This window comes from Parvibaculum sp. (genome assembly GCF_035511255.1).
GTDB lineage: Bacteria > Pseudomonadota > Alphaproteobacteria > Parvibaculales > Parvibaculaceae > Parvibaculum.
Window position 1 is genome coordinate 1 of sequence record NZ_DATKFR010000163.1, and the last position, 8,257, is coordinate 8,257.

Consider the following 8,257-nt stretch of genomic DNA (forward strand, 5'->3'; position numbering starts at 1 on the left):
CGAAAGGTCGCGCTGCGCCGTGCGGCTCGGCATGCGCCAGGTGAAGGGTGTGCAGGAAGAGACGGGCGAGACGATCGTCAGGGAGCGCGGAAAAGGTTTCGATTCCGTGCGGCATCTCTGGCTCAAAACCGGGCTCACGCCACGTATCGTCGAGCGTCTGGCCGATGCCGATGCCTTCCGGTCGCTGGGCCTGGATCGACGCGCTGCGCTCTGGGCTGTGCGCGGCCTCGGTGGTTATGGCGATGGCCAGAGCGGCGTGAAGCCGGCGGCACTTCCGTTATTTGCGGCTCTGGAAGAGGGCGGTTTTCAGCGCGAAGAGGAAATGACGCTGCCAACCATGCCGCTCGGTGAGCATGTCGTGCTGGATTACGCGACGGTCCGCCTTTCGTTGAAAGCGCATCCGCTTTCTTTCCTGCGCAACAGGTTGAACGCGCGCGGTGCCGTTGTGCACTCACGGCTGAAGGAAATCGACAATAATGCGCGGGTGAAACTCGCGGGCCTCGTCCTCGTGCGGCAGCGTCCCGGAACGGCGAGCGGCGTTATCTTCGCCACGCTGGAGGATGAAACGGGCATTGCCAATATAATCATATGGCCAAAGACGTATGAGCGTTACCGTCGCATCGTGCTTACGTCCCGTCTCCTTGCGGTCAAGGGACGCGTGCAGAAGGAAGGCATGGTCATCCACGTGATCGCCGACGAGCTCGAAGATCTCACCTATGAGCTTGCGACGATTTCAACCTCGAGTGAAATCGGTAACGCCAATCTGGCACGCGGCGATATTGCCAATGACGGTCCGGATGCGAGAACGAAGAAAGTCGCGATAATCGAGGAACAGCAGCTGCGCGCCGCCCGTTTCATGCCCAAAAGCCGGGATTTTCACTAGTCGGCGGGAGGACGACGCAACTGCATCACGCTGCCCGCAAGCTCCGTAAACACGAAGAGCCACAGAACGGGCGAGGCGCTCCATGTGATCGCATGGACGATCCAGGCCGCGACGACCAGACGTCCCAGCCCGTCCCGCCGCGCGAGTATCTCGCTCGGCTCCCTAATGCGCGTCAGGGCCCAGACGACACCCAGCACGCCCATGATGTGGATGAACATCAGACTGAGGGGATCGAGCACGGGAGCCGTGCTGCCGAAGCCCAACGCAAAGTCGACGCGGTAAATGAAAATGACCAGGCCTTCGGCGACGAAGGGAAGAGCGAAGGGCAGCGTGATGCACAAATCGAGATAGGCGAAACCGCGAATGATCTGTGATCGCATAGTCTTGCCTTATTGATGTGGAACGATTCCAATATATCGCGCCTGCGATTAAGGAGAACGTGCGGCAGGCATCACTTTATTGTAAGAGAAGCGGCGGTCGAGGGAAGAGCGGGGCTCCAACGTGCGTAAAAGAACGATATGGATCGGCGGCGGAATCGTCGTGCTGTTCGCCGTCGTTGGCGGGATTCTTCTTCTCCGCGCACCTTCTGTCGAGATTGCAAAGCCTGAACGCGGTCTTGCAGTTGAGGCGGTTTATGCGACCGGCACGGTCGAACCAGTTCAGTACGCGCAAACCGGATCGAAAGTATCGGGCCGCGTGGCGGACCTAAAGGTCAGGGAAGGTGATCGCGTGAAGCAGGGAGATGTGCTCGCGGCCCTCGACCTTGAGGAAGAAGTTTCAAACGTCGAACAGCTTCAGGCGAAGCTCGAGCTCGCCCAATCCGACGCGGAGCGAACCAGACGACTCCGTCGCACCGGCAATATCAGTATTGCGGCGCTGGATCAGGCGGAAAGTGCACTCGGCGCGGCGCAAGCGGCTCTCAGGGCGGCCAAGGCGAAACTCGACGACCGATACATCCGCGCGCCCATCGCCGGTGTCGTGCTTCGCTCCGAACTGCAGCTCAAGGTCGGCGACATGGTTCAGCCGCAGCAGACGCTTTTTATCGTCGGCGATCCGTCCGCTCTGCAGATCGACGCGGAGGTCGATGAGGAAGATATTCCGAAAGTGAAACCCGGGCAGGACGCGCTCATTCGCGCGGACGCATTTACCGGACAGGTCCTCAAGGGAACGGTGCGGGACATCACCCCATACGGGGACTCTGTCGCTCGTACCTATCGCATCCACATAGAATTGCCGGACGACACGCCACTTTTTTCCGGCATGACGACGGAAATCAACATCGTCGTACGCAAGCAGGACAACGCCTTGCTGGTACCGGTCTCGGCGCTGGTCGGCGGAACGGTCTGGACGCTCGTCGATGGTCGCGCAAGGCAGGTGAAGATCGAACTCGGCGCCGTGGCCAAGGACAAGGCGGAAATCAAGTCGGGCCTTTCCGACGATGCGACAGTGATCGTCAATCCGCCGACGGGGATCAAGGACGGCGAGCGCCTGCGCGCATTCAATGTGAACGGTTGAGCCGATGTTCTGGCGTGTCGCCCTTTCGATCGCCTTCGCACAGCTCGCCAACAGGCGGCGGCAGACGCTCGTTTCGGTGCTCGGCGTGTCGCTCGGCGTCGGGTTTTTCATTGCCACCTCGTCGATCATGTCGGGCTCGGAGCAGGACTTTACCCAGCGGCTCGTCGACAACGCCCCGCATATCACGATCAAGGACGAGTTCCGCCACCCGGCGACGCAGCCCGTTTTCGTCACCTATCCGCAAGGTGCCATATCGCTGTTGCGGACCAAGCCGCGCGAATATTTGCGCGGTATCAAGAACTACGGCGCGAAGGTCGAAGAGTTGACGCAGAGACCGGGCGTCATCGCGGAAGCAGCGCTCACAGGGCAGGTGATTGTGCGCTACGCCAACAAGGACGTCAGCGCTTCCGTCGCCGGTATCGACCCCGACAAGGAGAAATTTTTGACGCAGGTCGAGAGCGACATGCTGGAAGGCAGCCTCGACCGGCTCCGCACCACGGCGGACGGCATCGTCATCGGCTCCGGCATGTCGGAGAAGCTCGGCCTTAAAATGGACGATCTCGCTACCGTCGTCACGCCTTCCGGCCTCGTCAAGCGCATGAAGATCGTCGGCATCTTTCACGCGGGCAATCTTCTGCTCGATGAAGGACAGACCTATGTGCTCTTGAAGAATGCGCAGGTTTTGCTCGACAAACCCTTCATCGCGAACCAGATACGCATCAAGATTCCCAATCCCGACGACGCGGAAACCTTCGCGGCGAGCCTGGAAAATCGGTGGGGCTATCGCTCCGAGTCCTGGCAGGAGGTCAACCGCGATCTCCTCGGCCTTTTCATCATCCGTAACGCCATCACCTATTCGATCGTCAGCGCGATCATGATCGTCGCCGCTTTTGGCATCTTCAATATTATTTCGACCGTGGTGATGGAGAAACGTCGCGACATTGCGATCATGATGTCGATGGGATTTCGCGGTTTCGACATCCAGGCGATCTTTCTCATTCAAGGCGTTCTGGTCGGCATTCTCGGCATGCTGCTCGGCTGGACGATCGGTCTCGGCCTCCTTGAGCTCGTCTCCATGGTCAAATTCACCGTCCCCGGCATGACGAAGCAGCAGGGCTTCGTACTCGATCGCAGTTTCCGGCCTTACGCCATCGGCGGTACCTTCGCGCTCGTATCGGCGGTGGCCGCCGCCTGGTATCCGGCGCGCAAGGCAGCGCAAGTGAAACCCGTGGATATCATTCGGGGGGCGGCGTGAGCGATCCCGCACTTGTCGTCGAAACCCGAGGGATCACCCGCATCCTCCAGGAGGCGGTGCCGGTCACGCTCGTCCGCGACATCGAGCTTCGGGTGACGAGGGGTGAGTTCGTCAGCATTACCGGCCCGTCGGGCTCCGGAAAATCCTCGCTGCTCTATCTTCTCGGACTACTGGACGTCCCGACGGCAGGCGAAGTTTTGATCGACGGGCAGCCGACCGGCGGGCTCACGGCCGACGACCTAGCGGCGATCCGCCTAGCAAAGCTGGGATTTGTTTTCCAGTTTCATTTTCTCCTGCCCGAATTCACGGTGCTGCAGAATGTCATGCTGCCTATGCAGCGTCTTGGAGTCTTGTCGGAAGAAAAAATGCAAAGCCGCGGGTTGCAACTGCTTGCCGATCTCGACATGGCCGATCAGGCGCGCAAGCGTCCCGACCAGCTTTCTGGCGGACAGCGCCAGCGGGTCGCCATTGCCCGCGCGCTGGCGAACGATCCGCTCGTCATTCTGGCGGACGAACCGACAGGCAATCTCGATACAAAAAATAGCGAAATCGTTCAGGATATTTTCGGGCGCCTGGTACGTGAGCAGGGCAGGACGGTCATCGCCGTCACGCATGAGGAAGCATTCGCCCGTACGACTGGCCGCAACGTTCATCTCGTCGATGGACGGATCGAGAAAGACGTGAAGCGGTAGGAGCTTCGTGGCCCCGGAACTACCTGCTCAGTTCCCGCATCGCCTTGTCGAGACCTTCCAGTGTCAGCGGATACATGCGCTCCCCGATGATCTGCTTGATGATCTGGAGAGACGGCGTGTATTCCCAGTGCTTCTCGGCGACGGGATTGAGCCAGACGCAGCTTTCGTAAATCTGTGCCACACGCTCGAGCCAAAGCCCGCCGGGTTCTTCGTTCCAGTGTTCGACCGAGCCGCCGGCATAGGTGATTTCGTAAGGCGACATGGTTGCGTCGCCGACGAAGATCACCTTGTAGTCGGCCGGGAACTTGTGCAGCACGTCCCAGGTCTGCATCTTCTCGTTGTGACGGCGGCGATTGTCCTTCCACACGCCCTCATAAAGGCAGTTGTGGAAGTAGAAATATTCCATGTTCTTGAACTCGGTGCGAGCCGCCGAAAAAAGCTCCTCGCAGAGCTTGATATGGCTGTCCATCGAGCCGCCGATGTCGAAGAAGACGAGCAGGTTGATCTTGTTGCGCCGCTCCGGGACCATCTTGATGTCGAGATAGCCGTGATGCGCCGTCGACTTGATCGTGTCGTCGAGGTCGAGCTCGGTCGGCGCGCCCTCGCGCGCGAACTTGCGCAGGCGGCGCAGCGCGACCTTGATGTTGCGCGTGCCGAGTTCGACCGAGTCGTCGAGGTTTTTGTACTCGCGCTTGTCCCAGACCTTCACCGCCTTGCCGTGCCGACCTTCCTTCTGGCCGATGCGCACGCCTTCGGGGTTGTAGCCGTACGCGCCGAAAGGCGAGGTGCCTCCCGTGCCGATCCATTTGTTGCCGCCTTCGTGGCGTTCCTTCTGTTCTTCGAGGCGCTTCTTCAGCGTCTCCATGATCTTTTCCCAGCCGCCCAGCGCCTCGATCTGCGCCTTTTCCTCGTCAGTCAGAAATTTCTCGGTGAGCTTGCGCAACCACTCCTCGGGGATCTCGGCCGTCTGTCCTTCATTGGTCAGATCGAGTCCCTTGAAGACATGCCCGAAGACCTGGTCGAACTTGTCGAGATTCCGTTCGTCCTTCACCAGCGCGGCGCGCGACAGGTAATAGAAATCCTCCACCTTGCGCTCGATGACATGGGAATCCATCGCCTCCAGCAGCATGAGGTATTCCCGGAGCGAGACCGGGACGTTGGCCTTTTTCAGCTCGTGGAAGAAGTGGACGAACATGGCCGTTCTCCAGATGCGTTCGGAGCAATCCGATTCATTGACATCGTCATCCCCGGTTTGCCCCCGGGGATGACAGAAATAGACTGGCTGTCAGTTTCGCTCGCGACGTGCGAGGAACGCCAGGCGCTCGAAAAGATGCACATCCTGTTCGTTCTTCAGCAGCGCGCCGTGAAGCGGCGGGATGAGCTTCGAAGGATCCTTCTCGCGCAACGTTTCGGGCGAAATGTCCTCGGATAGCAGCAGCTTCAGCCAATCGATGAGTTCAGAGGTCGAGGGTTTTTTCTTCAGGCCCGGCACTTCGCGGATTTCATAGAAGATGTTGAGCGCTTCCTGGACGAGCTTGCCCTTGAGGCCCGGGAAATGGACGTCGATGATCGCACGCATCGTGTCCTCGTCGGGGAACTTGATGTAGTGGAAGAAGCAACGGCGCAGGAAGGCGTCCGGCAGCTCTTTCTCGTTGTTCGACGTGATGATGACGATGGGGCGGACGCGCGCCTTGATCGTCTCATTCGTCTCGTAGACATAGAATTCCATCCGGTCGAGTTCCTGAAGGAGATCGTTCGGGAATTCGATGTCGGCTTTGTCGATCTCGTCGATGAGGAGGACGGGGCGCTTGTCGCGTTCGAAGGATTCCCAGAGCTTGCCCTTCGAGATGTAGTTACGAATGTCCTTCACGCGCTCGTCGCCGAGCTGGCTGTCACGCAGACGGGTGACGGCGTCATATTCGTAAAGTCCCTGATGCGCCTTGGTCGTCGATTTGATGTTCCAGGTGATGAGCTCGGCGTCGAGCGCTTTGGCGACTTCTTCGGCCAGCACCGTCTTGCCCGTGCCTGGTTCGCCCTTGATGAGAAGAGGGCGCTGCAGCGTGATCGACGCATTGACGGCGACGCGCAAATCCTCCGTGGCAACGTAATTCTGCGTACCTTCGAACTTCATGGAACCCGATTTCCTCTTCCCCGGAAGCGCGCTGGCGCGCCTCCCTATATGGCAATGGCATAACGGGTCCGAAACTAGGGCCTCGCCTCTGGCCGTTCAAGAAAAAGGCCGTCCCGAACCTCCTCAGGCTTGAGCATCTGCCGGGCAGGAATTGCCGGGTAGGGCCAAAACTACCCGTCGGACGGACGTTTAAATGATATTAAGTCATTGATTTTGTTGTTAATTATTGATGGCCCGCTCCTTGCTCCCTGAAGCGTCAGACGATCCACTGAATCCGGCAGGAGATGAGGCAATGAGTTTCTTCGGAGCGATGAGCACCGCGGTCACGGGCATCAAGGCGCAGTCCAGCGCGCTCGGCTATATCGCGGACAATATTGCCAACAGCCAGACGACCGGCTTCAAGCGGACCGAGGCGAGCTTTCTCGACATCGTGACCGTCGCGAGTTCGACCAATCAGCAGCCCGGCGCCGTTCTGGCCCAGCCGAAATATACCAACAGCGTCCAGGGGACGGTCTCGTCCAGCTCGATCACCACCAACATGGCGATCAACGGCGACGGCTATTTCATCGTTTCCAAGGCGGTTGGCACGGCCGACAACAGCCCCGTCTTCCAGGACGTCGACTACTATACCCGCGCCGGCGACTTCACGCCGGACAAGAATGGCTATCTCCGCAACAGCAGCGGCTATTACCTGCAGGGGACGCCGATCGACCCCACGACTGGCAATCCGGCGGGCGACGCGACGAGCGTCATCCAGATCAACAAGTCGTTTCTGGCTGCGAAGGCGTCCACGACCATCAATTATCAGGCGAACCTGCCGCTTTACCCGAAGACGCCCAATTCGGACACGACCGTGGCGGGAAGCGAACTGCTGCAGACTGCCGCCGAAGCCGCGTCCGCGACGCCGCCCTTCCACAACGACCCGACCAACACGTCCGGTACGCCGGCGACGGATGGTTACATCCAGGCGCAGGACGAGGCGACGTTCCTCGATCGCTCGGTGACGGGCGGCTCGGTCACGGCCTACGACGCTTCAGGCAATGCCGTCTCGGTCCAACTTCGTTGGGTCAAGGTCGATAATGCGAATGCCGACGGTAGTGGCACCGCGCCGGGCACGGAAACCTGGCAGTGCTTTTATAAGTCGGACGACAGCGCGACAGGTACCGCGGCCAAATGGACGAACACGGGCCAGACCTACACCTTCGATTCCGCCGGAAATCTCACGCCCCCTGTCACTTCGACAACCGTCAGCAATTTGACGGTGAATGGCGACAACCTCGGCAACATCACGCTCTATCACGGCAATGGTGGTGTCACGGCCTACGCCGATACGAGCGGCACGGTCACCGTCAACAAAATCGATCAGGACGGCTATGCAGCGGGTGAACTGGTCGGCCTCTCCATTACGGATAACGGCCGCATCGCGGGCACCTACTCGAATGGCAAAACGATAGACCTCTATCAGGTGACTCTAGCGAAATTTAACAATCCGAACGGGTTGCAGAAGATCGACGGCGCGGCCTTCGCGGCGACGAACGAATCCGGTCAGGCGATCGTTGGCGCCAGCGGCGACATTGTCGGCTCGGCGCTCGAGGAATCGAACGTCGATCTGTCGGACGAGTTCTCGAAGCTCATCATTGCGCAGCAGGCCTATACCGCCAACACGCGCGTGATTACGACGGCGGACTCGCTGATCCAGGAAACGCTGAATATGAAGCGCTAGTAGTGGACCTTAGTGACCCAGAGCAGTAGCCAGGACTTTCTTTCATGAGCCTCAGTTC

The 8,257-nt window shown here is 59.5% G+C and carries 8 protein-coding genes; 5 read left to right on the forward strand and 3 right to left on the reverse strand.

Features of this window, described 5'->3' with window-relative positions; genetic code table 11:
* Nucleotides 1-883, forward strand: an 883-nt coding sequence (locus VMR03_RS05935; protein WP_325403219.1) for an OB-fold nucleic acid binding domain-containing protein, incomplete at its 5' end; no start/stop codon positions are given.
* Here VMR03_RS05935 and VMR03_RS05940 read toward each other — a convergent pair.
* Nucleotides 880-1,263 (reverse strand): hypothetical protein, encoded by a 384-nt coding sequence (locus VMR03_RS05940; RefSeq protein WP_325403221.1) that lies wholly within the window; start codon nt 1,261-1,263, stop codon nt 880-882. The two genes, VMR03_RS05935 and VMR03_RS05940, sit on opposite strands and share 4 nt — an antisense overlap.
* 121 nt (nt 1,264-1,384) lie before the next feature.
* On the opposite strand from VMR03_RS05940, the gene VMR03_RS05945 reads away from it, so the two are divergent.
* Genes VMR03_RS05945 through VMR03_RS05955 form a run of 3 tightly spaced genes read left to right on the forward strand, consistent with a single transcriptional unit; the run spans nt 1,385 to nt 4,345 of the window.
* A complete protein-coding gene (locus tag VMR03_RS05945) occupies nt 1,385-2,398 on the forward strand; it encodes an efflux RND transporter periplasmic adaptor subunit (protein ID WP_325403223.1) in 1,014 nt (337 codons plus the stop codon).
* A 4-nt stretch (nt 2,399-2,402) separates the two neighbouring features.
* Nucleotides 2,403-3,653 (forward strand): ABC transporter permease, encoded by a 1,251-nt coding sequence (locus tag VMR03_RS05950; RefSeq protein ID WP_325403225.1) that lies wholly within the window; start codon nt 2,403-2,405, stop codon nt 3,651-3,653.
* Nucleotides 3,650-4,345: an ABC transporter ATP-binding protein gene (locus VMR03_RS05955; protein ID WP_325403227.1), complete on the forward strand. Its 696-nt coding sequence runs from the start codon at nt 3,650-3,652 to the stop codon at nt 4,343-4,345. The genes VMR03_RS05950 and VMR03_RS05955 overlap by 4 nt, the downstream gene beginning before the upstream one ends.
* Nucleotides 4,346-4,364: 19 nt before the next feature.
* Here the strand turns inward: VMR03_RS05955 and VMR03_RS05960 are convergent, their stop codons facing one another.
* Together VMR03_RS05960 and VMR03_RS05965 are read right to left on the reverse strand one after the other, a co-directional pair.
* A complete protein-coding gene (locus VMR03_RS05960) occupies nt 4,365-5,540 on the reverse strand; it encodes a VWA domain-containing protein (protein ID WP_325403229.1) in 1,176 nt (391 codons plus the stop codon).
* Nucleotides 5,541-5,630: 90 nt separating this feature from the next.
* Nucleotides 5,631-6,476, reverse strand: coding sequence for a MoxR family ATPase (locus VMR03_RS05965; protein ID WP_325403231.1), 846 nt, complete (start codon nt 6,474-6,476; stop codon nt 5,631-5,633).
* A 292-nt stretch (nt 6,477-6,768) separates the two neighbouring features.
* Here VMR03_RS05965 and VMR03_RS05970 point away from each other — a divergent pair, with 292 nt between their 5' ends.
* Nucleotides 6,769-8,199, forward strand: a complete 1,431-nt coding sequence (locus VMR03_RS05970; protein ID WP_325403234.1) for a flagellar hook protein FlgE — start codon at nt 6,769-6,771, stop codon at nt 8,197-8,199.
* Nucleotides 8,200-8,257 lie beyond the last annotated feature (58 nt).